The following is a 24,840-nucleotide window of genomic DNA, read 5'->3' on the forward strand; positions in this document are numbered from 1 at the left end:
CGGTTCGGGCAAGTAAGTAGGGGGTAACTATGCAGCGATGTTTGTGGTGGATCTGTGGATGCCTGAGTGTCGTGCTGGCGGCCTGCAGCAGCCATCCGGTAAAAGCCCCAATATCGGGCAGAGACGATGTGACATCTGCAACGCCGCTCAAACCGCTTGTGCAGGCCGTGCAGCCCTCCTGCCATCCCGAGCCCTTGACCGGCGCGGCAGCGCTGGCCGGACCTTTCACGGCAATGACTCCCAGGCAGGCCTTGCAGGCCGGTGCGCTGAATGCGCGTGTCTGCTGGGCTGGCGGGCTGCGCACCCTAAGAACGTGTTGACGATCTCCTCGCGCCACGACAGTGGCTTTGCGGGATGGGATGCAAGGCGCGTTACCGCAGCAATAGCTGTGCTATTGCGAGGATTCGCAACGCCGCAGACCGCCCGCAAAGTCCCTGTCCCGAAGGGTTGGAGCGCAATCGGGCGATTTCTGTACGCTGTCTCTTGCTTGCACCCCGGTGCAAGCGGCGAGCCATCGCTTCGAACTCATCCCGATTGCGCTCCAACGCGGCTGCGTAGAGATCGTCAACACGTTCTAAAGGCGGTCGGTGAGCAGCGCGATTGCATGGTTGTGCTGCATGCCGAGTTCAGCGAGCAGGGCTTTCTGTCCTGGCCGCGCGAGGCAAGCTTCTTCAAGGCCTGCGGTGCAGGCCCGTATGACAGACAGTTGCTGCAGCCCTTCACCCTGGTCTGGGTGAGCGCAAAAGTGACGGGACAGGCAGAATTCGTGGGTACCCAGATTCCCGTCATAGAAATAGACGCCCTCTACCGCAGCTCCGACTGCCTGCAGGGCGACACAGCCCCACAATGCGTTCACAGTTACCTGCAACCCCAGAAGAAGCCGCAGTAGCGGCAAACCAGTCGGACGGCGCCACGCTGCGCCGCCTCTTTCCCTATATCTGGCGCTACAAATGGCATGCGCTGGCAGCGCTGGTGTTCATGATCTGCGCCAAGCTGGCCAATGTGGGCGTGCCCATCTTGCTCAAGCATCTGGTCGATGCGCTGGATATCAAGCCTGGGCAGGCGCAGGCCGTGCTGGTGGTCCCCGTGGGTCTGCTGGCGGCCTATGGATTGCTGCGTTTTTCCTCCACGATGTTCACCGAGCTGCGGGACCTGGTCTTTTCCAAGGCCACGCAGGGCGCATCGCGCTCGATCGCGCTGTCGACCTTCGAGCATCTGCATGCCCTGAGCCTGCGTTTTCATCTGGAGCGCCAGACCGGCGGCATGACGCGCGACATCGAGCGCGGCGTGCGCAGCACCGAGTCGCTGATCTCGTATTCGCTCTACTCCATCCTGCCCACGCTGATTGAAATGGCATTGGTGCTGGGCATTCTGGCCGTGCGTTTCGACATCTGGTTTGCCGTCATCACGCTGGCAGCGCTGGTGTTCTATATCGGCTTCACGGTTACCGTGACAGAGTGGCGCACCCGCTTCAGAAAAGAGGCCAATGCGCAGGAGTCGGCGGCCCATACCAAAGCCATTGATTCGTTGCTGAACTACGAGACCGTCAAGTACTTCAACAACGAGCAGTTCGAGTCCGCACGCTATGACGAGAACCTCGAGAACCTGCGCCGCGTGCGGCTCAAGAGCCAGACCACGCTGTCCATGCTCAACTGCGGCCAGCAACTCATCATCGGAGCGGCGCTGGTGGCCATCCTGTGGCGGGCCACGCAGGGCGTGGTCGACGGCAGGCTGACGCTGGGCGATCTGGTCATGATCAATGCCTTCATGATTCAGCTCTACATTCCGCTGAATTTCTTGGGCGTGATCTATCGCGAGATCAAGCAGAGCCTGACCGACCTGAACCGCATGTTCACGCTCATGGACAAGGAGCGCGAAGTGGCCGATGCGCCTGGCGCCCAGCCCTTGCAGATCGACAATCCGCCGCCCGAAGTGCGCTTTGAGAACGTGCAGTTCGCCTACGATAGCGCGCGGCCCATATTGCACGACGTGAGCTTCACCATTCCTGCGGGCAAGACCGTGGCCGTGGTCGGTCCCTCGGGTTCGGGCAAGAGCACGCTGGCGCGTCTGCTGTTTCGCTTCTATGACGTGCAGGGCGGCCATGTGCGCATTGCCGGACAGGACATCCGCACGGTGACTCAGAGCAGCGTGCGCCACTGCGTGGGCATTGTTCCGCAAGACACGGTGCTGTTCAACGACACGGTGGCCTACAACATCGCCTATGGACAGCCGGGCGCCACGCAGGAGCAGGTGGTTGCAGCGGCCAAGGCTGCACGCATTCATGACTTCATCGAGCACACGCCCCAGGGCTATGCCACGCGCGTGGGCGAGCGCGGCCTCAAGCTCTCGGGCGGTGAAAAGCAGCGTGTGGCGATTGCGCGCACCCTGCTCAAGAACCCGCCGATCCTGATCTTCGACGAAGCGACTTCGGCACTGGACAGCGCCAACGAGCGCGCCATCCAGAACGAGCTGCGCAGCGCGGCGCAAGGCAAGACCTCACTGGTCATTGCCCACCGCCTGTCCACCGTGGTCGAGGCGCATGAAATCCTGGTCATGGACAGCGGCCGCATCATCGAGCGCGGCACGCACGAGGAGCTGCTGGCCGCCGGAGGACGTTACTCCAGCATGTGGAATATGCAGCTCAACCAGGCGGAGTCATCGGAGATTCCCGCCTGAGTGCGGTCACCTTTCGCCAGACGTTTGATAAGCCACCTTCGGGTGGCTTTCTTTTTGGCCGCCTCGCTTCTATGTATACATGTTGTTAAGTGTTTACCCTTGTATTTGCAATTAAATCGCTGTTATTTGATTTTTATGTATACATTTCTTCCGTCACCAAGAAATAAATACCCGCGAGACATGCCTCCCTCCATTGCCCCCGCTGCAGCGGAAGAAAACCATTCCCAGGTCGTGAAGGCGCAGTTGCAGCTGCGCGAAATGATTCTTGCCGGCGAGATGGCGGCCGGAGAGCGCATCTCGGAGCTGGTGCTGGCCGAGCGTCTGGGCATCTCCCGCACCCCCATACGTGCAGCGCTGATGCGGCTTGAGCAGGAGGGCATGCTGGAAGCCACGGCTGGCGGGCGTGGCTACAAGGTGCGCGTGCTGTCCGAAGCAGACGTGTCGGACGCCATCGAGCTGCGCGGCACGCTGGAAGGTCTGGCGGCGCGCATGGCGGCCGAGCGCGGGGTGGATGAGGCCCTGCTGGCGCGAGCCGCGCGCTGTCTGGATGCCATCGACCGTGTGCTGGATGCCCAGAACTGGGGTGACGAAGCGTTTTCCGCCTATGTGGCCTTGAACTCCGAATTCCACGACATCCTGCTGGAGATGTCCGGCAGCAGCTTCATGCAGCGCGAGCTGGAACGGGTCAAACGCCTGCCGTTCGCGTCCCCTTCGGGCTTTGTGGTGGCCGACTCCGAGTCGCCGCGTGCCCTGCGCAGCCTGATCCTTGCGCAGGAGCAGCACCGTGAAGTGATTGACGCCATCGAGCACCGCGAAGGCGCGCGTGCCGAGGCGTTGATGAAAGAGCACTCGCGCATTGCGCGTCGCAATCTGCGCGAAGCCATGCGCTCGCCAGAGACCACGCGCGTACCCGGTGCGCAACTGATACGCGCCAGCCGCTGACGGCCGGTCCGAGGCCGTCGCTCGGCGCAGTACAGTGCGCCCGCACCAGACCCCGACGATAAATACAAGGAGACACCCATGATGAGCAAGCAAGCACAGCCCACCTATCCTCGCAACACCTGGTATGTCGCTGCCACGGCGGCCGAAGTCACGGACAAGCCGCTGGGGCGCCAGATCTGCGGTGAGCGCATCGTTTTCTACCGCGCCCTGGAAGGCAAGATGGCCGCCGTCGAGGACTTCTGCCCGCACCGCGGTGCACCGCTGTCGCTGGGCCGAGTCTGCGAAGGCAAGCTGGTCTGCGGCTATCACGGGCTGGAGATGGGTTGCGACGGCAAGACGGTTGCCATGCCCGGTCAGCGCGTGCGCGGCTTTCCTGCCATCAAGAGCTATCCGGTGGAAGAGCGTTACGGCTTTGTCTGGGTCTGGCCGGGTGACAAGGATGCGGCCGATGCAGCGCTGATCCCGGATCTGCAATGGCATGACAACCCCGAGTGGGCCTATGACGGCGGGCTGTTCCACATCAAGGCCGACTATCGTCTGATGATCGACAACCTCATGGATCTGACCCATGAGACCTATGTGCATGCCAGCAGCATCGGTCAGGCCGAGATCGACGAGACGCCCTGCAAGACCGAGGTCATAGGCGAGAGCGAAGTGGTCACCAGCCGCTTCATGGAGAACATCGAGGCGCCTCCGTTCTGGAAGATGGCATTGCGCAGCAATGGTCTGGCCGATGACGTGCCTGTGGACCGCTGGCAGGTCTGTCGCTTCACTCCTCCCAGCCACGTGCTGATCGAAGTGGGTGTGGCACATGCCGGCAAGGGCGGCTATGACGCAGCGGACGAGCACAAGGTCTACAGCATGGTGGTGGATTTCATCACTCCGGAGACCGATGGCAGCATGTGGTACTTCTGGGGCATGGCGCGCAAGTTCAATCCTGGCGATGCATCGGTGACGGCGGCCATCAAGCAGGGCCAGCACAAGATCTTCAGCGAGGACCTTGAGATGCTGGAGCTGCAGCAGCGCAACCTCGCTGACTATCCGGACAGGCAGCTGCTCAAGCTCAATATCGATGCCGGCGGCGTGCAGTCGCGCAAGATCATCGAGCGCCTGATCGACGAGGAGAAAACCGAGTCGGGCGTTGCGGCGCTGGCTTGAGCGGCGGCAGGCAGGGGCAGATCATGTCTGTAGATGGAGTAATCTTGCAGCTCCCCGAATCGGAGTCAGCGCTGTCCATAGTCAGCGCTGCCCTTGCTACGCTGCTGCATGGAATCGCCCACCACACCCAACCCGCTTTCCCTGGATCTCTACGACCAGCCAGGTCATCTGATTCGACGCGCCCAGCAGATTGCTGCGCTGCTGTTTCGAGAAGTGCTGGGCCCCGATGTGACTCCGGTTCAGTACGCCATCCTGCGCATGCTGCAAGAGTCTCCCGGCATCGATCAGGTGACGCTGGCGCGTCTTGTCGCACTGGACAACTCGACCACGGCCGATATCGCTGCGCGACTGGAAAGCAAGGGCTGGATTCATCGCGAGCTGCTGCCAAGGCGTCAGCGTCGCTTGAGTCTGACCACCGAGGGTGAAGCCATGCTGGCTGCATTTGTGCCCAATGTCTACGAGCTGCAGCAGCGCATGCTCTCCGCGCTGGAGCCCGAGGAGCAGGCAGAGTTCAAGCGTCTGCTGCGCAAGTTCGTGCAGTTGCACGACAGCACTGAAGCCGGCGAGCAAGCGGTGATCAACGGCTAGCAGCCCGTTCTGGCGCGGCGGATGCACCTCGATCACGCCGGCCAGCGCAGGCGGTGAGCCGGCACGACTAGGGAATCCACTTGTGCTGGATCAAGACTTCATTCAGTAAACTGAATGTGATTCAGTATGCTGAATGAATGATAAAAAACAAGGAGACAACGATGGAACAGGATTTGCGCGCGCATCTGGACCAGCGGCCCATGACGACCTTCCAGTGGTCGGTCATCGCGGTATGCATGGCCCTGAACATGATTGATGGTTTTGACGTGCTGGTGATGGCTTTTACGGCATCGGCGGTGTCCGGGCACTGGAAGCTCAGTGGATCGGAGCTGGGCTTTTTGCTCAGTGCCGGCCTCTTCGGCATGGCCGCAGGTTCGCTGCTGCTGGCGCCCATGGCCGACAAGCTGGGGCGTCGTCCCCTGATTCTGCTGTGCCTGGCCGTATCCGGGCTGGGCATGCTGGCGTCGGCCTGGAGCCAGACGCCTATGCAGCTTGCGGTGCTGCGCGTGATCACGGGCCTGGGCGTGGGGGGCATCCTGGCGTGCAGCAACGTGATTGCCAGCGAATATGCCTCGCTGCGCTGGCGCAGTCTGGCGGTCACGCTGCAATCGACCGGCTATGCGCTGGGAGCGACCATTGGCGGCAGCATTGCGGTCTGGCTGCTCGCGCACCATGGCTGGCGTTCCGTCTTCATGTTCGGCGGATTTTCCACGCTCGCGGTGCTGGTTCTGGCCTGGTTCGCCTTGCCTGAGTCCATGGACTTTCTGCTGGTCAAGCGGCCCGCCAATGCGCTGCAGCGTCTCAATGCACTGATCCGCAAGATGGGCCTGCCCGCAATGGGCTCCTTGCCTCAGGCCGTGGTGGCCGGCAGTGGTGAAAGCAAGCGCATGGGCCCGTTGCAGCTGCTGTCTCCCCAGCTGCTGCGCCCCACGGTGCTGGTCTGGCTGTCCTTCTTCTCGGTGATGTTCGGCTTCTATTTCGTGATGAGCTGGACGCCCAAGCTGCTGGCAGCCTCGGGCCTGACGCCCGAGCAGGGTGTGACCACGGGCGTGCTGCTGAGCCTGGGCGGCATTCTGGGCGCGACCTTGCTGGGCCTGCTGGCGGCGCGTTTTGCGATTCACCGTGCGCTGGCGGTCTTCATGCTGGTGACGGCAGTGCTGCTGTGCTTTCTGGTGGGCAGCTCCGGTGCGCTATGGATGTCGTACACGCTGGCCTTCCTGATCGGCATGTTCGTGAACGCCTGCGTGGCCGGCCTTTATGCGATTGCGCCCGTGGTCTACGGCAGCGATGTGCGCGCCACCGGCGTGGGCTGGGGCATCGGCATCGGCCGCATCGGTGCGATTGTGTCGCCGCTGGTGGCCGGAGGACTGCTGGATGCCGCCTGGTCGCCCGATCAGCTGTACCTGGGTTATGGCATGGCCTTTGTCCTGGCTGCCGTCATCGTGTCCCTGCACCGCATTGCCGGTCCGCAGGCCGGGCACAGGCGCACCGCGTCCGAAGCCGTGGCCGCTCATTGAGCAGGGAGACTTCGATGAACCAGATTTCTCACACCATGAGCGCAGCCGTGCCGGCCTTTGCGCTGGATCAATGGTATGTGGCGGGCTTTGCCTGGGAGCTCAAGGACCAGCCGCTGGCGCGCACCTTGCTGGGCCAGCCGGTGGTCTTGTTCCGCACGCAAGATGGCCGCGTCGCGGCGCTGGAGGATCGCTGCTGCCACCGCGAGTTGCCGCTGTCCTGTGGCACGGTGGAAGCTGCGGGTCTGCGCTGTGGCTACCATGGCCTGCTCTTCAGCCATGAGGGGCGTTGCCTGGAAATACCGGGCCAGGAACGGATTCCGGCCATGGCCTGCGTGAAGCCCTTCGAGCTGCGCGAGCGCGACCAGATTCTCTGGATCTGGATGGGAGCGACGCCGGATTCCGTGCCGGGCACGGAGCCGCCGGCCTATGCCGTGCACAGCGACCCGCAATACCGTTTTGGTGGCGGCGTCTACCACTATGACGCACCGTATCAGCTGATTCACGACAACCTGCTGGATCTGAGCCATCTGGGCTATGTGCATCTCAAGACCATCGGCGGCAACGCCAGGGTGCATATGAACGCGGATCTCAAGGTCAGCCAGGACGGGGACTGCGTGAAGGTCGTGCGCTGGATGCCGGACTCCGATCCCCCGCCCACCTATGCGCAGGCCTGGCCGTTTCAGGGTCGCATCGACCGCTGGCAGGAAGTGGAATTCCACCCCTCGCATGTGCGTATCTGGACCGGTGCCATGGATGCCGGCCAGGACAGACTGGACAACCCGGCGCGCGAAGGATTCCATATGCGCGGCTTTCACGGCGTGACGCCGGAGACGGAGACCAGCGCGCATTACTTCTGGACGATTGCGACCAATCCGCATCCGCAGATGCAGGACACGACACAGCTGGTGATCGATCAGACGGCGGCCACTTTCGAAGAAGACAAGGTGGTCATCGAAGCCCAGTTCCGCAACCAGCAACGCTTTGGCTCACGCGCCGTGGTGGATATCCATGTGGATGTGGGCCCCAACCGTGCGCGGCGCGTGATCGAGCGCTTGCGCCAGGCCGGCGCGCAGGCCTCGCAGGCGCTGGCCTAGCAACGCACAAGCAAAAGAGAAGTACCCGAGATGAAGAGTGAAACCACGTTCGAGGTGCGCATCGCGCACAAGCAGGAGCAGGCGGCTGGCATCTGCAGCCTGGAATTGCGGGCTCTGGAAGGCAGCAGCCTGGCGCCGTTCAGCGCCGGCGCGCACATCGATGTGCACCTGCCCGGAGGGCTGGTGCGCCAGTACTCGCTGAGCAACGACCCCGCAGAGCTGGACCGCTATGTGATTGCCGTGCTGCGCGAGCCTGCCTCGCGCGGCGGCTCGGCGGCCGTGCATGAGCAGTTGCAGGCCGGCCAGCAGATCACCATCAGCCAGCCGCGCAACCATTTCGAGCTGCATGCGCCGGCCCGCAAGCACCTGCTGCTGGCAGGCGGCATAGGCATCACGCCGATTCTGGCCATGGCGCGCAAGCTGGCGCGTGACGGTGCGGACTTTGCCTTGCACTACTGCGGCCGCTCGCGCGAGCGCATGGCTTTCGCCCAGACCATCGAGGCGGCGCAGTGGGCTGACAAGGCGCAGATCCATGTGGATGACGCCCATGGAAAGTCGTCGCTGAGCTTGAGCGAGTTGCTGCAGGTGGTAGAGCCGGACCAGCATCTGTATGTCTGCGGGCCCAAGGGCTTCATGGACGCCGTGCTCGATACGGCGCGAGCGGCGGGCTGGCCTGCCGAACAGTTGCACTACGAGTTCTTTGCCGCCGAAGTGGAGCACCGCGACGACGACGAGAGCTTCGAGGTGGAAGTCGCCAGCAGCGGCCAGGTGGTGCGCGTCACGCCGGCGCAGACCGTGGTGCAGGCGCTGGAGTCCATCGGCGTCTGCGTGCAGACCTCGTGCGAGCAGGGCGTCTGCGGCACCTGCCTGACGCGCGTCATCTCGGGCAAGCCCGATCACCGCGATATGTATCTGACGGAAGACGAGCAGGCGGCCAATGACCAGTTCCTGCCCTGCTGCTCGCGCGCCAAGTCGGGCCGTCTGGTGCTGGATCTGTGATGCAGGGCCGGGGGCGGGCTTTGACCATGCGCGGGCAGGGCTGGCGCAGCATGCTCAAAATAGGCGCTTTCCATGAAAGCGCTGTGTGAAGCCAGAGCGCTGCGTTCCCGCCATGAAGCCTGCCCTGCTAGTTCTGAACCTCCAGGTCCCCGCCCATCTGCAGCAGATGGAGCAGACCTTTGCCGACTTTGATGTGATCTATGCGCCCGAGGCCGATCAGACCGAGGCCGCAATCGCCGCCCACGGCGCGCGCGTGCAATGTGTGTGCACGATTGGCGCGACGGGCCTGTCGGCCGCGCAGATGCAGCGCATGCCCGGGCTGTCGCTGGTCTGCGCCATGGGCGCGGGCTACGAGAACATCGATGTGGCCTATGCCAAGGCGCACGGGATTGCCGTCGGCAACGGCGTGGGAACGAACGACGACTGCGTGGCCGACCACGCCATGGGCCTGCTGATCGCCGCCGTGCGCGGCATCGTCAAGCTGGACAAGGCCACGCGTGCCGGCGTCTGGCGCTCGGCCCTGCCGCTGCCGGCCAATGTCTCGGGCAAGCGCCTGGGCATCGTGGGATTGGGCCAGATTGGCGCCAAGATCGCCAGGCGCGCGGCCGCGTTCGATATGCCCGTCGGCTATCACAACCGCAAGCCCCGCGAGGGAGTCGAGCACCAGTACTTCGACGATCTGCTGGCGCTGGCCACCTGGGCCGATGTGCTGCTGGTGGCCACGCCGGGCGGCGCCGGCACCCGCCATCTGATCAATGCCGAGGTGCTCGATGCACTGGGCGAGAAAGGCGTGCTGGTGAATATCGCGCGCGGCTCGGTGGTTGATACCGCAGCGCTGGCCGAAGCCGTGCGCGCAGGCCGTCTGGCCGGTGCCGGGCTGGATGTCTACGAAAGCGAGCCGCTGCCGCCGCAGGAGCTGATCGATCTGGACGCCGTGGTGCTGACGCCCCATGTGGGTGGCTGGTCGCCCGAGGCGGTGCAGAACTCGGTGGACCGCTTCATCGCCAATATGCGCTGCCATCTGGATGGCAAGCCCTTGGTCTCGCCCATCTGAGCGCTATTGAATTGGAAGCTGCTTGCGCTTGATATTGTTGTATTTCAATATGATTTGACTTTGAAATTCACTTATATCAAGCGCTTATAGCTTTGATATTCATAGCAATAAAAATCCCCGCCACGGAAAGCCGTGCGGGGATTTTTACTATCTGCGGCGCCATGAAGCTGGCGCGGACCAAACCAGTGACACCAAGCAAGGGCCGCCCCGCAGCGAGGGTGTCGTCCCCCTCCCGAAGAGAGAGGGGGAAGCCGCGGGGCCGCCTAGGCGTAGCGGCTCAGGGGCGCTTATTTCTGGCTGGCGGCAATGGCCTTTTCGGCCTTGTCGACCAGCGGTGCGCCGATCTGGCTCTTCCACTTGTCGTAGACGGGGCGGGTGGCCTTGACAAAGGCTTCGCGCTCGGCGGCGTTAGGGGTGGTCACGGTCACGCCCAGGCCGGCCAGGTCCTTGAGCAATGGCTTGTCGGCTTCCACCAGGCCCTTGCGTGCAATGGCGATTTCTTCCTTGGCGGCGTCCAGCGCGGCCTGCTTGACGATGGCCTGGTCGGCAGGCGTCCAGCTGGCCCACACGTCCTTGTTGACGACAAAGATCAGCGGGTCGTTCATATAGCCCCACATGGTCAGATGCTTCTGGCCCACGGACTGCAGCTTGGCAGCCATGTACACGCCAATGGGGTTCTCCTGGCCGTCCACGGCACCACTGGCCATGGCTGGCTGGGCATCGGCCCAGCTCATCTGCGTGGGGTTGGCGCCCAGGGCCGTGAAGGTGTCCAGGAACAGGGGCGAGCCCACGACGCGGATCTTCATGCCCTTGAGGTCGGCGGGAGTCTTGATGGCGTGCTTGGAGTTGGAGATTTCGCGGTAGCCGTTCTCACCCCAGGCCAGGGGCACCACGCCGCCTTTTTCCAGGGTCTTGAAGATTTCCTGGCCCACTTCGCCCTGGGTCACGGCATCCACGGCCTTGAAGTTGGGGAAGAGAAAGGGCATGGAGAACAGGTTCAGCGACTTGACCTGGGGCGACCAGTTGATGGTCGAGCCCACGGCCATGTCGATCACGCCCTGGCGCAGCGCGGAGAACTCGCGCGTCTGGTCGCCCTGCACCAGCGAAGTGCCGGGGTAGAGCTTGATGTTGATGCGGCCCTGGGTGCGCTCGCGCACCTTGTCGGCCCACAGCTCGCCGCCCTTGCCCCAGGGGAAGGCCGTGCCCAGCACCAGGGACATGCGGTATTCGCTCTTGTACTTGGTCTGTGCCATGGCCATGGGTGATGCAAAGGCCAGAGCGGCGGCAGTGGCCACGGCGGATGCGAGGAAGGTACGAAGTTTCATTTGGTTTGTCTCCCTTTTTAGAAACGAAAAAACTGGAAAGCAGGAATGAGCAGTTGCAGCCTCCAGGGCCGCAACTGCTGGAATCAATAGCCCATCTTTGAGGGAAGCCACAGTGCGAGCTGCGGGAAGGCAATGACCAGAATCATCACGGCGAACATGGACAGCAGCATCCAGCCCACCCAGCGCACGGTGGACTCCATGCGCACGCCCGCAATGCGGCAGCTGACCATCAGGTTCACGGCCAGCGGCGGCGTGAACTGGCCCAGTGCCACCTTGAGCGTGAGGATCACGCCAAACCAGACGGGATCCCACTGGTAGTGATTCATGATGGGCAGCAGCAGCGGCACAAAGATCAGGAAGATCGAGATGCCGTCCAGGAACATGCCCACGGTGATCAGCAGCAGGATCAGCAGGCCCAGCACGCCGTATTCGCCGAGACCGGAATTCACGATGGCATTGGCCACCGGATCGATCACGCCCAGCGTGGACAGCGAGAAGGCAAAAATACCGGCCAGCGACACCACCAGCAGGATCACGGCCGACAGCTCGCCCGCTTCGCGCAGAATCGGAAACAGGTCGCGCACGCCGATGGTGCGGTGAATCACCATGCCGACGAACAGCCCGTAGAACACGGCAACCACGGCGGCCTCGGTGGGGGTGAACCAGCCCATGCGCATGCCGCCCAGGATCAGCACCGGAGCTGCCAGGCCCCAGGAGGCCTCGCGCAGGCTCTTCCAGAACGGCGGGCGGGGCATGGAGGCTTCGAGCGCGCCCATCTTGTGCTTGCGCGACATCCACACGGCGGGAATGATGAGCGCGATACCCGCCAGCACGCCGGGAATCATGCCTGCCGCGAACAGGGCCGGCACCGAAGCGCCGGGCACCAGCACCGAGTAGATGATGAAAGCCACCGAAGGCGGAATCAGAATGTCCGTCGCTGCGGCTGCTCCGACCACGCTGGCGGAGAAGCTCTTGGGATAGCCGGCGCGGCTCATGGCGGCAATCATCACGCCGCCCACGGCCGCTGCATTGGCCGGCCCGGAGCCGGAGATGCCACCCAGGAACATGGCCACGGCGATCGCCACCAGCGGCAGCATGCCGGGGCCGCGGCCCACGATGGCCACGGCAAAGTTCACCAGCCGCAGGGCAACGCCCGAGCGATCGAAGATGGAGCCCACCAGCACGAACATGGGAATGGCCAGCAGCGGATATTTGCCCAGTCCGGCATAGAAATTCTGCGGCACGGCCAGCAGGCCGAACCACTGCGTATCGGCATTGGCAAGAGCAATCGCGGCCACCCCGGCCAGACCGAGGGCCGCGCCGATGGGCACGCCAATGAACATCAGGCCCAGAAAGGCCACGAACAGCAAGGTGGCGATCATGCGATCTCCTTGCTGTGGTCTTTTTCCACGGGCTCGTCAGGGATGGCGCCGGGCTTGCCCTGGCGGATGAACAGCCCGATGGCGCGCGCGGTGATCAGGGCTGATACCAGGGGCAGCCAGATCGAATACCACCACTGGGGCAGGCCGATGCCGGGCGAGGTCTCCTCGAAGCGGAAGTCGTCCCAGACCACGCGCACGCTGAGCACGGCGATGATGGCAAACAGCAGCGCCACCATCAGAGAGCCGAACCGGGCCAGAGCCTTGCGGCGCTGGAGCGAGCCGCTGTCCGAGAAAAACTCGATGCGGATATGCTGATTGCGGGCCACGGCGGCAGAGCCTGCGACCAGGGCCAGCAAAATCATCAGAAAGACGGAGATCTCCTCGGTCCAGGCGAAGGAGGAGTTGGTGAAGTAGCGCACCAGCACATTGGCAAACGTGATCAGGGCCAGAGCGGCCATGATGATCACGGTCAGCCAGTCTTCGATGCGCAGGGAGCGAGGCTCGTCCGGGCGCGCGCCGGTATCGGCGGCACCATCGGTCTCGGGAGGAGTGGAGGACATGAACGCGGAAAGTCAGAAAAACACACAGGAGTCAGGGCAGCTCGCCTGAATGGCGTGATCCGCGCGCACTCGATGAGAATGCCCTTATGTTCACGACTTGCGCAAAACGGGTTTAGACAAGACGATTGCCTCAGGAGGCAGGCCGTCGTTGCATTCTTGTTTGCGTAAGTCCTTATGTTGTTCCTTGACCTTCACGGCGTTGTGCGCCGGGATGGCTTGGAGCGAGTAGACACACCGGATAGATGTGAACAAATATTATCAAGGTATCTATGCCGCAGGGCTTACGTCCGGCGGCAGGCATTACCCTAGGGTCTGGCGACCAAGGCATGGCTCATCGTCGAGTCTGTGTTTTGTCCCGTTTACCAGCCAACAAGGATTACCTCCGTTGCACAGCTTTGGTGCAGGGCAGCGGATAATGAGAGTCTATGGAAACCAAATGGCTTGAAGATTTTGTCAGCCTTGCTGAAACCCGCAGTTTCAGCCGCTCGGCCCAGCTGCGCCACGTTACGCAGCCTGCGTTCTCGCGCCGTATCCAGGCGCTGGAGGCCTGGGCGGGAACCGATCTGGTCGACAGAAGCTCGTATCCGACGCGCCTGACGCCAGCAGGCAAGACCATGTACGAGCAGGCGCTGGAGATACTGCAGTCCTTGCAGAGCACCCGAACCATGTTGCGCGCCCACGTCAGTGCGGGCAAGGGCATGGTGGGCTTTGCCGTGCCGCATACCTTGGCGTTCACGTTCTTCCCGAACTGGGTTTCGGCCGTGCACGAGAAGTTCGGCCCCTTCCGCAGCCGTCTGTTTGCGCTCAATGTGCACGATGCGGTGATGCGCCTCGTGGAAGGCGGCTGCGATCTGCTGATTGCTTACTACCACTCTTCTCAGCCCTTCCAGCTGGACCCTTCGCGCTATGAGATGGTGAGCCTGGGGCATGAGGTGCTGGCTCCCTACTCCAAGCCGGACGAGAACGGCAACCCCATCTTTGTTCTGCCCGGCCGCCAGGGTCAGCCGCTGCCATACCTGGGCTATGCCGCTGGTGCCTATCTGGGTCGGGTGACGGAGCTGATCCTCAAGGAGGCGGCCGAGGCCGTGCACCTGGAGCGCGTCTATGAAACCGATATGGCCGAAGGCCTCAAGGCCATGGCGCTGGAAGGTCATGGCGTGGCTTTTCTGCCCTACAGCGCAGTACGCGGCGATCTGGAGTCCGGTCGACTGGTGCGTGCCGTGCCGGAAGGCGTGACCGGTTTTCAGATGGACATGGAAGTGCGGGCCTATCGGGAAAAACCCACGGGCGATGCTCCTCAGGGAGGCGCGGCCGCGCTCTGGAACTTCCTCAAGGAGCAGGGCGAGATTGCGGGTGGCGAGGTCAAGGCTGTGTAACCGGGTCGCGTGTTGCTTTTCTTCCAAAAGGGCCAGTTGGCCCTTTTTTTGCTTGTGTGACCAGCATGTCGTGATTTCAGGCATTTTCCTGGTGAAAACCCTAATGTTATGCATCGGGTTAATACTGAATATGCAAGTTGTGCATAAGGATTTTTACCATCGGCATTGGCTTGTGAAATCACGAAAGCATTAGAGTTCGCAGCTTGCACAAAAAGAGGTGCTGCTCTGCAACACAAGATTGAGGCGGTAAGTAGGTGGTTGCCTTTCTGAATTGCCTACGGGAAAAGTCTTAGAAATGATTGCATTTCAGCCATCTTCATGACTGCACAATGTGTGCAGTACATTTGTTAACGCAACCTGTCCACCCTCACAAAGGGCGATGCGTTAAGGAGTGGCAAGCGTTTTTGGTCCTTACCAATAGGAGATCCGTATGAAGAAGCATTTGTTGGCCATCGCCGTAACCGCACTGGCAACTGGCACCGTGTTTGCCCAGGCCAATGACACCTTGGCCAAGATCAAGTCCACCGGTAGCGTCACTCTGGGCGTGCGTGAATCGTCCGGCCTGGGCTATACGCTGGGCAATGGCAAATATGTAGGCTTCCATACCGAAATGGGTGAGCGCATTCTCAAGGACATCCAGAAGCAACTGGGCCTGACAGCGCTGGAAGTGAAGTACCAGCCTGTGACCTCGCAAAACCGTATTCCTCTGGTGCAGAACGGCACCGTGGACATCGAGTGCGGCTCCACCACCAACAACACGGCTCGCCAGAAGGATGCAGCCTTCGCCTTCACCACCTATGTGGAAGAAGTGCGCATTGCCACCCGTGCCAACTCCGGCATCACCGGCATCAAGGATCTGAACGGCAAGACCATCGTGACCACGACGGGTACGACTTCCGTGCAGACCCTGCGCAAGAACAAGCGCGCCGACGGCCTGACCTTCAAGGAAGTCATGGGCAAGGACCACGCCGACAGCTTCCTGATGCTGGAAACCGGCCGCGCCGATGCCTTCATCATGGACGGCTCCATCCTGGCCGCCAATATTTCCAAGTCCAAGACTCCCAACGATTACAAGATCGTGGGTGAAGTGCTTTCGGTGGAACCCATCGCTTGCATGATGCGCAAGGACGATCCCGCCTTCAAGAAGGCTGTGGACGAATCCATCGTGCGTCAGATCAAGGATGGTTCTCTGACCAAGCTGTACGACAAGTGGTTCCTGCAGCCCATTCCTCCCAACAACGTGAAGGTGGGTCTGCCACTGTCGGCAGCGACCAAGGATGCGTGGGCTCACCCCAACGACAAGCCGATGGAAGCTTACGAAGTCAAGTAATCCCGCCTATAGGTGTACCGCCCCTTCTGCCAAGCGGTTAGAAGGGGCTTTTTTGTTGCGAGGGCCGGTGTGAGCGTTTGCCCTCATAAACCGAGAATGAAAGAGGTGCTCGTATGAGTTGGGATTGGCAGGTGTTCTGTCAGGACACCATTACCCAAGAGGTCGGGCAGAGTTGTTTTGGCAAGAACGGTGACATCACCTATCTGGACTGGATGCTGTCGGCCTGGGGCTGGACCGTGTCGGTGGCATTGCTGTCGCTGGTCATCGCTCTGGTGTTGGGCGCAGTCATCGGTACCTTGCGTACCTTGCCCGATCGTCCGTGGATCGTGCGCCTGGGCAATGTCTGGGTGGAGTTGTTCCGCAATATTCCGTTGCTGGTCCAGGTGTTCATCTGGTACCACGTGGTTCCGGCCATCTTCCCTGCAATGAAGTCCCTGCCGGGCTTTGTGCTGGTGGTGTTTGCGATCGGTTTCTTCACCTCGGCGCGTATCGCCGAGCAGGTGCGCTCCGGTATTCAGGCTTTGCCGCGGGGCCAGCGCTATGCCGGTATGGCCGTGGGGTTCACAACCTTCCAGACCTACCGCTATGTGCTGTTGCCGATGGCGTTTCGCATCATCATCCCGCCGCTGACCAGCGAGGCCATGAACGTGTTCAAGAACTCGTCCGTGGCGTTTGCCGTGTCCGTGGCCGAGCTGACCATGTTTGCCATGCAGGCCCAGGAAGAGACTGCTCGCGGCGTCGAAATTTATATGGCTGTGACAGGTCTGTATGTGATTTCTGCCTTCATCATCAACCGCATCATGGCCTTCATCGAGAAGCGTTCGCGCGTTCCCGGCCTGATTGCAGCCAGCGGTGGAGGCCACTGATATGAATCTCAACCTTGACTGGTCGTTTTTCTCGCCGGGCCTTTTCAGCAACTATGTGCTCAAAGGCCTGTATTTCAGTCTCACGCTGACGGTGATTGCCACATTGGGCGGCATCTTCTTTGGCACGCTGCTGGCGCTGATGCGTCTGTCGGGCAAGAAGTGGCTGGACCTGCCTGCCACCATCTATGTCAACGGCATGCGCTCCATCCCGCTGGTGATGGTGATTCTGTGGTTCTTCCTGCTGATGCCCATGCTTATCGGCAAGCCCATCGGCGCGGAAACCTCGGCCATCATCACCTTTGTGGCGTTTGAGGCCGCATATTTCTCTGAAATCATGCGCGCCGGCATTCAGTCCATTCCACGTGGTCAGGTGTTTGCCGGCCAGGCGCTGGGCATGACCTATGGTCAGAACATGCGTCTGGTGGTGCTGCCTCAGGCCTTCCGCAACATGCTGCCCGTGCTGCTGACGCAGACCATCATCCTGTTTCAGGACACTTCGCTGGTCTATGCGATCGGCGCCTACGACATGCTCAAGGGCTTCGAGCTGGCGGGCAAGAATGATGGCCGGCCGATTGAATCCTATCTGGCGGCTGCCGTGACCTATTTTGTGATCTGCTTTGCACTGTCTTGGTTCGTCAAGCGTCTGCACAAGAAGATCGCCATTATTCGATGAAACACCCCCTGAGTCGCTTTGCGCCCTCCCCCTCAAGGGGGACGACGGCCTCGGCTGCGGGGCGGCCCTTGCTGGCCGTCCCTGGCCTGACCGAGCCCGTTGCAGGCGCTGCGATGGATCACTGACAAAAGTCGGAGTGAAAAATGATTGAACTCAAGAACGTTTCCAAGTGGTACGGCAGCTTTCAGGTGCTGTCCGATTGCTCCACCAATATCAACAAGGGCGAGGTGGTGGTGGTGTGCGGCCCTTCGGGCTCCGGCAAGTCCACGCTGATCAAGACCATCAATGCACTGGAGCCTTTCCAGAAGGGCGAGATCTTTGTGGACGGCACGGCAGTGCACGATCCCAAGACCAATCTGCCCAAGCTGCGCAGCCGCGTGGGCATGGTGTTCCAGCACTTTGAGCTGTTCCCCCACCTGTCGGTGACGGAGAACCTGACCATCGCTCAGATGAAGGTGTTGGGCCGCAGTGCAGCCGACGCCAAGACCCGTGGCCTGAAGATGCTGGACCGTGTGGGCCTGACCGCTCACAAGGACAAGTTCCCCGGCCAGCTCTCCGGTGGCCAGCAGCAGCGCGTGGCCATTGCGCGCGCTCTGTCGATGGATCCCATCGTCATGCTGTTCGACGAACCCACTTCGGCGCTGGATCCTGAAATGGTGGGCGAAGTGCTGGACGTGATGATGGGCCTGGCACATGAAGGCATGACCATGATGTGCGTGACCCACGAAATGGGATTTGCGCGCAAGGTGGCCAGCCGTGTGATCTTCATGGACGTGGGCGGCAAGATTCTGGAAGACTGCAGCAAGGACGAGTTCTTCGGTCATCCCGAAAACCGCCAGCCGCGTACCAAGGAATTCCTCAACAAGATCCTGCAGCATTGATGCTGCTGCCCTCTGGGTCCAAGGCGCTCCTCGTGAGCGCCTTTTTTCCTGGTTCGGCCGTGAGAAGGTTTGAATAAAAGATGAGCTGGAATCGCCTGTCAATCAAGAAGTATGGATATGAAAGTATTCAGATTTATTGACTGGTAAGCGATGACAGCTCCTATTTTTTAATGTGAGTCCGACTGCATCAGGCGGGGCCTGGCCGGCGCGCGCTAGTCGAGCTGCACGCCGGTTTCCTTGACCAGCTGGCTCCAGTCGTCCAGGTCCTGGATCAGGGTCTGGGTGAATTGCTGGGGCGTGGTCATCGGCAGGTCCGAGAAGTTGAGCTCGCGCATGCGCTGGACCAGGGCTGGGTCGCGCAGCGCGCGCAGCACCTGTTCGTTGAGCCGCGCGACGATGGCCGGCGGGGTCTTGGCCGGCGCGAAGATGCCGTACCACGAGTAGTTCTTGAATGGGTAGCCGGCCTCGGTCATGGAGGGCACCTCGGGCAGGGACGGCAGCCGTCCCGAGCTGCTGTGCGCCAGCGCCTTCACGCGGCCGGCCTTGACCAGTTCCACGGTGGAGGAGGTGTCGCCGAAGCCCGCATCCACCTGCCCGCCCATGATGTCCTGCACGCAGGGGCTGGAGCCTTTGTAGGGGATGTGGGTCATGGTGATGCCGGCCTGCTTCTTCAGGCTTTCCATGGTCAGGTGGCCGCCCGAGCCCAGGCCCCAGGAGCAGTAGTTGAGCGTGTCGGGATGGGTCTTGGCATAGCTCACGAATTCCTGCAGCGTGTTGACGGGCAGATCCTTTCTGACCAGCAGCAGGTTGCCGCCGCGCCCGATCTGGGCGATGGGGGCGAAGTCCTTGAGCGGGTCGTAGGGCAGCTTGCGGTAGAGGCTGGGGTTGACTGCCATGGTGGCCGCGTAGGTGAACAGCAGGCGGTAGCCGTCGGCCGGGCCCTTGGCCACGGAATCGACGCCGATGATGCCGTTGGCGCCGGGGCGGTTGTCCACCACGAAGGGCTGCTTCATGGCCTTGCCCAGCGCGTCGGTGAACAGGCGGGCAATGGTGTCGGTGCCGCCGGCCGCCGCCGTGGGCACGATCAGGGCCACGGGCCGGCTGGGGTAGCCGGCGGTGTCTTGCGCATGGGCGGTGCCGGAGGTGGCGGAGGCCAGCGCTGCGGCGAGGGCCAGGCAGCGGCGCAGGTGGTGCGGTTGAGTGTGCATGGATGTCTCCTGGATGGGACTGGCCAGCGGGCGGGCTAGCGGATGCCGAAGCGGCCCTGTGTGCCTTGCTCGATCATGTCGGCGCTGACCTTGTAGAGATTGCGCGATACATAGCTGGCGACCTGGGCCGCGCGCTCGCGCAGCCAGGCGGCCTTGAGGGCACGCGCCTGGGTGAGTTCGGGTGCGTCGCCATGGGCGGTGGCCAGCAGGTCGATGACGTGCAGGGCCAGTTGCCACTGGCCGGCGTCGGCCAGGGCCTGGGCGCTGGCGATGACGGCGGGCTTGTCGGTGATGGCCCGGGCCACGGCGGCGCCCACGGCTTCGGGCGGCTCGGGGTGCAGGGTGGTGGGATTGCGGTCCCACCAGCCGTTTTCCGAGCGGTAGATGTCGCGCACGATGTAGCTGGGGTCGCCATAGGTGGGCTTCATCCAGGGCATGCCGAACAGCTCCTCGGGGTAGTGCATCCGGGCCAGCACCTGCTGCTCGCCCAGGCCCTGGTTCATGAGGCTGACCACTTCGGCGCGCAGCCAGCGCAGCGCGCGGGCCGTGTGGGTGAGCACCTTCTGCACTTCGGCCTCGCCCTCGATCACAGGGCCGAATTCGCGCACGGCGATGCGCGGATCGAGCGCGGCCAGGGCTTCGAGCGTGCCGGCCCAGCGCACGGTGTCGCGCAGCGTGCGAAACGGCGTTCCGATGTTGGGAATGGAGTCCAGCAGCGCTGCGCCGCCGTAGATCACGCGCTGCGCGGGGCTCCACAGGGCGATGGCGTCGTCGGTCTCGGACGGTGCCCACAGCAGTTCGATGCGCTGCTCGCCGCTGCCTATGACCAGGCACTGCTCAAAGGTCTCGGTGGGCTCGTGCATGGCCAGCCGACGCTCGAAGAAGCCGGGCGAGCGGTTGAACTGCACTTCGGCCATGCGGTGCTGCAGTGCCTGCGTCTCGCGGTAGCGTGCGTGGCGGCGCAGCACGTTGCGGTGGGCGATGAGGCGAGGCGCGGGCTCGCCGCGCTGGCGCGCATGCTCAAACCACTGGGGCACGCCGGCGTTGTAGCCGATGTGGCCGTGGCTGTAGCACAGCGCATGCACGGGGGCGTCGCTGAGCGCGCGCAGGCTGTCGATCATGCCCTGGGTGACGGAGCCGCCGGGGCCGGCGTCCACGACCACCAGGCCTGCGTCCGTCTCGGCCGCGAAGGACTGGCCCTGGCCGCGCAGTATGTGCAGGCCCGGGGCCACAGTTTCGCTGCCCGTGCCCACGAGCAGGAAGGGCTTGTCGTCGTCTTTGCTGTCCATGTCAGGACTCCTGTTCATCGTTCAGGCGCTGCAGCGGCGGCAGTGCGTAGCGCCCGTTCAGCATGTCGGTGCGCGGCAGATAGGCGCGCAGGCAGAGGTAGAAGCGGCCTTCGGGCGCGGGCAGCCAGTTGGCGCGCGCGGCTTCACTGTGTGGCGCGGCGTGCTGTATGTGCAGGGTCAGGCCGCCGTCGGCGTCGTGCTGCATGCCGGTGCTGCGGTCGCCTATGGCGTAGCGGTCCAGCGGGTTGTCCACCAGCATGTAGCTGCGCGCGTCGTACAGGGTGATGGACCAGAACGCGTCCACGGGCGGCAGGGCCCCGGGCGCAAAGCGAAGGCGGTAGCGCGCGCCGCCGTCCAGAGGCTGGCCCCGGGCGTCGGTCCAGGCCATGGGGTAGATGGCTTCGCGCCCGTCCAGCATGCCTATGTACTTGAGCGCCACCTGGGCGCGGGTGGCGTAGTCGTCACCGAAGCTGTCCATCACCAGCGGTGGCACGATCCAGCCCGAGGCCTGGCTCGTGCCGTACTGTGCGCTGCGCAACCGCGGCAGCACGGCGTCCAGCGCCTGCTGCAATGCCCGGACCTGGGCGTCATCGAGCTCGGTGCAGCCGTTGCCCAGGCCCACGGCCGCAAAGCGCTCCACCAGTTCGCGCTGCGCAGCGGGCGGTGGATTCTCCCGCAGCGCGGCGTTGACCTGGGCGGCAAAGTGGTCTGCCGTGGCCGGGGCCTGCGGGTCGCAGTCCGGCGCAAAGGCCCGGGGCACGGGCGCGACTGCCGCCTGGCCGGCCAGCCAGTCGGCCAGCGGGGCCATGCTGAAGCCGTCCTGCAGCGCATGCGCGGCCGCCAGGTCCCGGGGGCCGTCCACCAGGATGCGGCCAATGACCCATAGCCAGCGCGTGGGCGCCTGGATGTGGGCGCCGGGCGCATCGAAGCCCGCGGGCAGCGCGCCGCTCCAGCCTGGCGGCGTGACCAGGAAGGAGCGCGCCTGGGTACCGGTCAGGCGCGGGCCTATGTGGGCGAAGGGATTGGTGTAGAAGTCCAGCAGGCCCAGCACGTAGTAACGCCCCGCGGTGTCGGGCACGTCGATGACCAGCGGTCCTGCGCCCAGGTCCAGCCAGGCATTGGTGTAGAGCGTGTCGTTGTTGGGTGTGACCACGCGGCTGGTGCCGGCGCGCAGCAGCTGGCGCGCGTGGGTGAAGAGGTTGCACCAGCGCATGCCTTCGGGCGCGGCCTGGCCCGCCTCGGTGCGCCGGGGCGAGGTGGCAGCGCGCATGCGGCGCATCTCGTAGAGCGGGTAGGCCCAGGTCACGGCTTGCTCGGCCAGGGCCTGCTGTGCGGCGGCCGTTGTGGTGGCCGTCATGCGTGCACCGCCTGTGCCTGCAGGGCGGGAATGCGCCAGCTCTGCACGCCGTCGTGCGGGTAGTACATGCGCAGTATCAGATAGAAGCGCCCGGCGGGCGAGGGAAGCCAGTTGGCTGCATTGGCGGGGCGCTCGTGGTCGATCTGTATCTCCAGGCTGCCGTCGGCGCCGAACTGAAGGTCTGGCGTGCGGTCGCCGATGGCGTGGCGGCGGATGTCGTTGGGGTAGAGAAAGCGGTCGCTGTCATACAGCGTCACGGACCAGAAGGCATCGGCCGGCGGCAGGTCGCCCGCTTCGAATCGCATCACATAGCGCTGCTGGCCGTTGAGCGGCTCGAGATCGGCGTCGTAGTGCGAGGCGGAGTAGATGGCCTCGGTGGTGGCCAGCGCGCCCAGGCCCAGGTAGGCGGTGCGGGCGCGGATCAGGAAGTGGCTGCCGTAGCGGCCGGTATTGGTCGTCATGGTCCACGGCCTGGGACGGCGGTTGCTGCCCATGGCCGCCACGGTCTGCACGCCGTCGGCAAAGCCTTCGATGAGGCCGGCGCGCGTGGGCTCGTCCAGTGCCTCCCAGGAAAAAGGCACGCCAGGCACCAGGCCGGCCTGGCCCAGCCAGGCGACCAGGCCGCGGTCCTCGATGCGGCCAGGCGCCTCGGCCAGCGCTTGGCAGAGATTGGTGAAAAAGCGCGGCGCCACCTGCTGCGCGGGCTCTCCGTTCTCGAAGGCTGCGGCCATGGCGTCCACGGGCTCGCCGCACCAGTGCGCGATGGCGGCGGGGCGACCCTGGAGCACGGTGCCTGGCGCGGGCTCCAGACGTATCTCCGACTGCAGTGCGCGCGCTGCGGGCCAGTCGCTCTCGTCGCCCGCGAGGATGCGGCCTATCAGCCAGACCAGGTGGGTGGGGCAGTGCACCGCGCGCAGATGGGACATCGATGGCGGCACCTGGCCGCCGGGGCCGAGCAGGACCACGGTCTCGCCTTCGGGATTGCAGTTGCGCGGACCCAGGTTCTCGAAGTTCTCGGTATAGGCGTCGTACAGCGGCAGCACGAAGTAGCGCTCCGGATGGCGGGCCGAGGACGGAATGGTCAGCAGCATGGGGCCGCCTTCCAGGTTCAGCCAGGCCATGGAATACAGCAGGTCGTTGGCCGGAGTGACCACGTCGCGATCCTCGTGGGTGGAAGGGCGCGGCGCATGGTGCAGCGTGTTCATGGGCGCGCGCACATCCGAGCCGGCCGAGCTGCCGGGGCGCAGCCGAGCCTGCTCGGCGGTCTGCAGGGCGCAGGTGCGGTAGGTCTCGGTGAGCGGGTAGCCGTAGACGAAGGCGGCCTGGCCTATGGAGCGGGCCAGGGCCTGGCGCGTCTGCTGCAGGGTCGTGGTGGACTGGGTCATGGAATCTACCTTTGCAAAAAGGAACAGGAAGGCGTTCGGGAAAAGGGGGCAGGGCTTCAGTTCGGCTGCACGCCGGTGGACTGGGTCAGCGCAATGGCGACGGGCAGGTAGGACTGGTAGTCGCTGGCGGCCTGGGCGGGCGTGTTGCCTATGGGGTCGGCCCCCATTTCCTGCAGGCGGCGCAGCATCTCGGGCTGTCGGACCACCACGGCCACCTCGCGGCCTATGCGCTCGACGATGGCGTCGGGCGTCTTGGCCGGAGCCATCAGCGAGGTGGGTGCCATGAAGGTGTAGACGTTGTCCTTGAAGCCCTGTTCGGCAAAGGTGGGGACGTCGGGCAGGGCGGTGGTGCGGCTGGTGCCTGGCACGGCCAGGGCGCGCAGCCGGCCGGACTCGATATAGGGCTTGAGCGTGGAGATGGAGGCCGAGGTCATCTGGATCATGCCGCTGATGAGGTCGGAGACCATGGGGCTTTCGCCCTTGTAGGCGGCGTGCAGCACCTTGACGCCGTACTTGCGCTCCATGAAGGCCTGTATCTGGTGCGGCTGCGTGCCCGCGCCCCAGGAGCCCATTGCGTAGTCTCCGGGCGCCTTGCGCACCAGCTCGATCAGCTCGGCAAAGGTCTTGGCAGGCACGGAAGAGTGCACGGCCATGACGGTGCGCTGGCCAGCCACGTCCGAGACCATGCGCAGGTCGGTGCGCGGGTCGTAGGGCAGCTTCTTGTACAGCACCAGGTTGGCGGCGATGGGGCCGGGCACGGTCAGCAGCAGGGTGTAGCCGTCCGCGGCGCTCTTGACCACGTAGTCCGTGCCAATGATGCCGCCGGCGCCGCTGCGGTTTTCCACGATGATGGGTTGGCCCAGGCGTTTGGACAGGCCGTCGCCCAGGGTGCGCGCGAGGATGTCGGAGGAGCCGCCTGCCGCGAACTGCACGATGATGCGCACGGGCCGGCTGGGGTAGCTGCTCTGGGCGTGCGCGGCGGCCGGAGTCAGGGCGAATACGGGAGCGAGTGCGGGAGCCAGGCCCGCCAGATGCCGCAGGCAGCTGCGCCGGGACAGGGCTGTGTAGTCGGTGCTGGAGTCGGCTGCGCAGCTGCCTGCAGGCAGGCCCGGCATGGCGCCGTCGTTGTGGCCGCCAGCGGCCGGGGCTTGGGTGTGATGGGTCTTCATGCGAATCCTTG

22 protein-coding genes are annotated in these 24,840 nt (G+C 63.7%); 14 read left to right on the plus strand and 8 right to left on the minus strand.

What is annotated here, in order from left to right; genetic code table 11:
• The first annotated feature begins 604 nt into the window (after positions 1-604).
• The 9 genes from QYQ99_RS15560 (at position 605) to QYQ99_RS15600 (ending at position 10,028) form a co-directional block, all read left to right on the plus strand.
• Positions 605-889, plus strand: a complete 285-nt coding sequence (locus QYQ99_RS15560; protein WP_302088999.1) for a hypothetical protein — start codon at positions 605-607, stop codon at positions 887-889.
• Positions 847-2,676, plus strand: a complete 1,830-nt coding sequence (locus QYQ99_RS15565; RefSeq protein ID WP_302089000.1) for an ABCB family ABC transporter ATP-binding protein/permease — start codon at positions 847-849, stop codon at positions 2,674-2,676. Before QYQ99_RS15560 ends, QYQ99_RS15565 begins: the two co-directional genes overlap by 43 nt.
• A 180-nt stretch (positions 2,677-2,856) precedes the next feature.
• Positions 2,857-3,618, plus strand: a complete 762-nt coding sequence (locus tag QYQ99_RS15570; RefSeq protein WP_302089001.1) for a GntR family transcriptional regulator — start codon at positions 2,857-2,859, stop codon at positions 3,616-3,618.
• A gap of 81 nt (positions 3,619-3,699) precedes the next feature.
• The gene (locus QYQ99_RS15575; RefSeq protein ID WP_302093189.1) at positions 3,700-4,776 is read left to right on the plus strand and encodes an aromatic ring-hydroxylating dioxygenase subunit alpha; all 1,077 of its coding nucleotides are present in this window, start codon (positions 3,700-3,702) and stop codon (positions 4,774-4,776) included.
• A 108-nt stretch (positions 4,777-4,884) separates the two neighbouring features.
• On the plus strand, positions 4,885-5,364 hold the full coding sequence (locus QYQ99_RS15580) for a MarR family winged helix-turn-helix transcriptional regulator (protein WP_003051093.1): 480 nt from the start codon (positions 4,885-4,887) through the stop codon (positions 5,362-5,364).
• Positions 5,365-5,525: 161 nt separating this feature from the next.
• Complete coding sequence (locus QYQ99_RS15585) at positions 5,526-6,881, plus strand: MFS transporter (protein ID WP_302089003.1); 1,356 nt, start codon at positions 5,526-5,528, stop codon at positions 6,879-6,881.
• Between the two features lie 14 nt (positions 6,882-6,895).
• A complete protein-coding gene (locus QYQ99_RS15590; protein WP_302089004.1) occupies positions 6,896-7,975 on the plus strand; it encodes a Rieske 2Fe-2S domain-containing protein in 1,080 nt (359 codons plus the stop codon).
• 30 nt (positions 7,976-8,005) lie between these two features.
• A complete protein-coding gene (locus QYQ99_RS15595) occupies positions 8,006-8,974 on the plus strand; it encodes a PDR/VanB family oxidoreductase (RefSeq protein WP_302089005.1) in 969 nt (322 codons plus the stop codon).
• 112 nt (positions 8,975-9,086) lie between these two features.
• Positions 9,087-10,028 (plus strand): 2-hydroxyacid dehydrogenase, encoded by a 942-nt coding sequence (locus QYQ99_RS15600; protein WP_302093190.1) that lies wholly within the window; start codon positions 9,087-9,089, stop codon positions 10,026-10,028.
• A gap of 287 nt (positions 10,029-10,315) precedes the next feature.
• Here QYQ99_RS15600 and QYQ99_RS15605 read toward each other — a convergent pair whose 3' ends face one another.
• From QYQ99_RS15605 to QYQ99_RS15615, 3 genes are all read right to left on the minus strand, one after another.
• Positions 10,316-11,353: a DctP family TRAP transporter solute-binding subunit gene (locus QYQ99_RS15605; protein WP_046460558.1), complete on the minus strand. Its 1,038-nt coding sequence runs from the start codon at positions 11,351-11,353 to the stop codon at positions 10,316-10,318.
• Between the two features lie 83 nt (positions 11,354-11,436).
• Entirely contained in the window at positions 11,437-12,735 is a 1,299-nt protein-coding gene (locus QYQ99_RS15610) for a TRAP transporter large permease (RefSeq protein ID WP_302089006.1), read from the minus strand.
• Positions 12,732-13,295, minus strand: coding sequence for a TRAP transporter small permease (locus QYQ99_RS15615; RefSeq protein WP_302089007.1), 564 nt, complete (start codon positions 13,293-13,295; stop codon positions 12,732-12,734). The genes QYQ99_RS15610 and QYQ99_RS15615 overlap by 4 nt, the downstream gene beginning before the upstream one ends.
• Positions 13,296-13,720: 425 nt before the next feature.
• On the opposite strand from QYQ99_RS15615, the gene QYQ99_RS15620 reads away from it, so the two are divergent.
• The 5 genes from QYQ99_RS15620 (at position 13,721) to QYQ99_RS15640 (ending at position 18,421) form a co-directional block, all read left to right on the plus strand.
• A complete protein-coding gene (locus tag QYQ99_RS15620) occupies positions 13,721-14,671 on the plus strand; it encodes a LysR family transcriptional regulator (RefSeq protein ID WP_003081255.1) in 951 nt (316 codons plus the stop codon).
• A 430-nt stretch (positions 14,672-15,101) separates the two neighbouring features.
• Complete coding sequence (locus QYQ99_RS15625) at positions 15,102-16,001, plus strand: transporter substrate-binding domain-containing protein (protein ID WP_302089008.1); 900 nt, start codon at positions 15,102-15,104, stop codon at positions 15,999-16,001.
• 113 nt (positions 16,002-16,114) lie between these two features.
• Entirely contained in the window at positions 16,115-16,867 is a 753-nt protein-coding gene (locus tag QYQ99_RS15630) for an amino acid ABC transporter permease (protein ID WP_302089009.1), read from the plus strand.
• 1 nt (position 16,868) lies between these two features.
• On the plus strand, positions 16,869-17,540 hold the full coding sequence (locus QYQ99_RS15635; protein ID WP_302089010.1) for an amino acid ABC transporter permease: 672 nt from the start codon (positions 16,869-16,871) through the stop codon (positions 17,538-17,540).
• 143 nt (positions 17,541-17,683) lie between these two features.
• Entirely contained in the window at positions 17,684-18,421 is a 738-nt protein-coding gene (locus QYQ99_RS15640) for an amino acid ABC transporter ATP-binding protein (RefSeq protein WP_034373277.1), read from the plus strand.
• A 212-nt stretch (positions 18,422-18,633) separates the two neighbouring features.
• Here QYQ99_RS15640 and QYQ99_RS15645 read toward each other — a convergent pair whose 3' ends face one another.
• Genes QYQ99_RS15645 through QYQ99_RS15665 form a run of 5 tightly spaced genes read right to left on the minus strand, consistent with a single transcriptional unit; the run spans position 18,634 to position 24,829 of the window.
• On the minus strand, positions 18,634-19,629 hold the full coding sequence (locus tag QYQ99_RS15645) for a Bug family tripartite tricarboxylate transporter substrate binding protein (protein WP_302089011.1): 996 nt from the start codon (positions 19,627-19,629) through the stop codon (positions 18,634-18,636).
• A 35-nt stretch (positions 19,630-19,664) separates the two neighbouring features.
• Positions 19,665-20,918, minus strand: a complete 1,254-nt coding sequence (locus QYQ99_RS15650; protein ID WP_302089012.1) for an alkyl sulfatase dimerization domain-containing protein — start codon at positions 20,916-20,918, stop codon at positions 19,665-19,667.
• Between the two features lies 1 nt (position 20,919).
• Complete coding sequence (locus QYQ99_RS15655) at positions 20,920-22,275, minus strand: DUF1254 domain-containing protein (protein ID WP_302089013.1); 1,356 nt, start codon at positions 22,273-22,275, stop codon at positions 20,920-20,922.
• Positions 22,272-23,660 (minus strand): DUF1254 domain-containing protein, encoded by a 1,389-nt coding sequence (locus tag QYQ99_RS15660; protein WP_302089014.1) that lies wholly within the window; start codon positions 23,658-23,660, stop codon positions 22,272-22,274. Before QYQ99_RS15660 ends, QYQ99_RS15655 begins: the two co-directional genes overlap by 4 nt.
• Before the next feature lie 56 nt (positions 23,661-23,716).
• Positions 23,717-24,829, minus strand: coding sequence for a Bug family tripartite tricarboxylate transporter substrate binding protein (locus QYQ99_RS15665; RefSeq protein WP_302089015.1), 1,113 nt, complete (start codon positions 24,827-24,829; stop codon positions 23,717-23,719).
• Positions 24,830-24,840 lie beyond the last annotated feature (11 nt).

This window comes from Comamonas testosteroni, assembly GCF_030505195.1.
GTDB lineage: Bacteria > Pseudomonadota > Gammaproteobacteria > Burkholderiales > Burkholderiaceae_C > Comamonas > Comamonas testosteroni_G.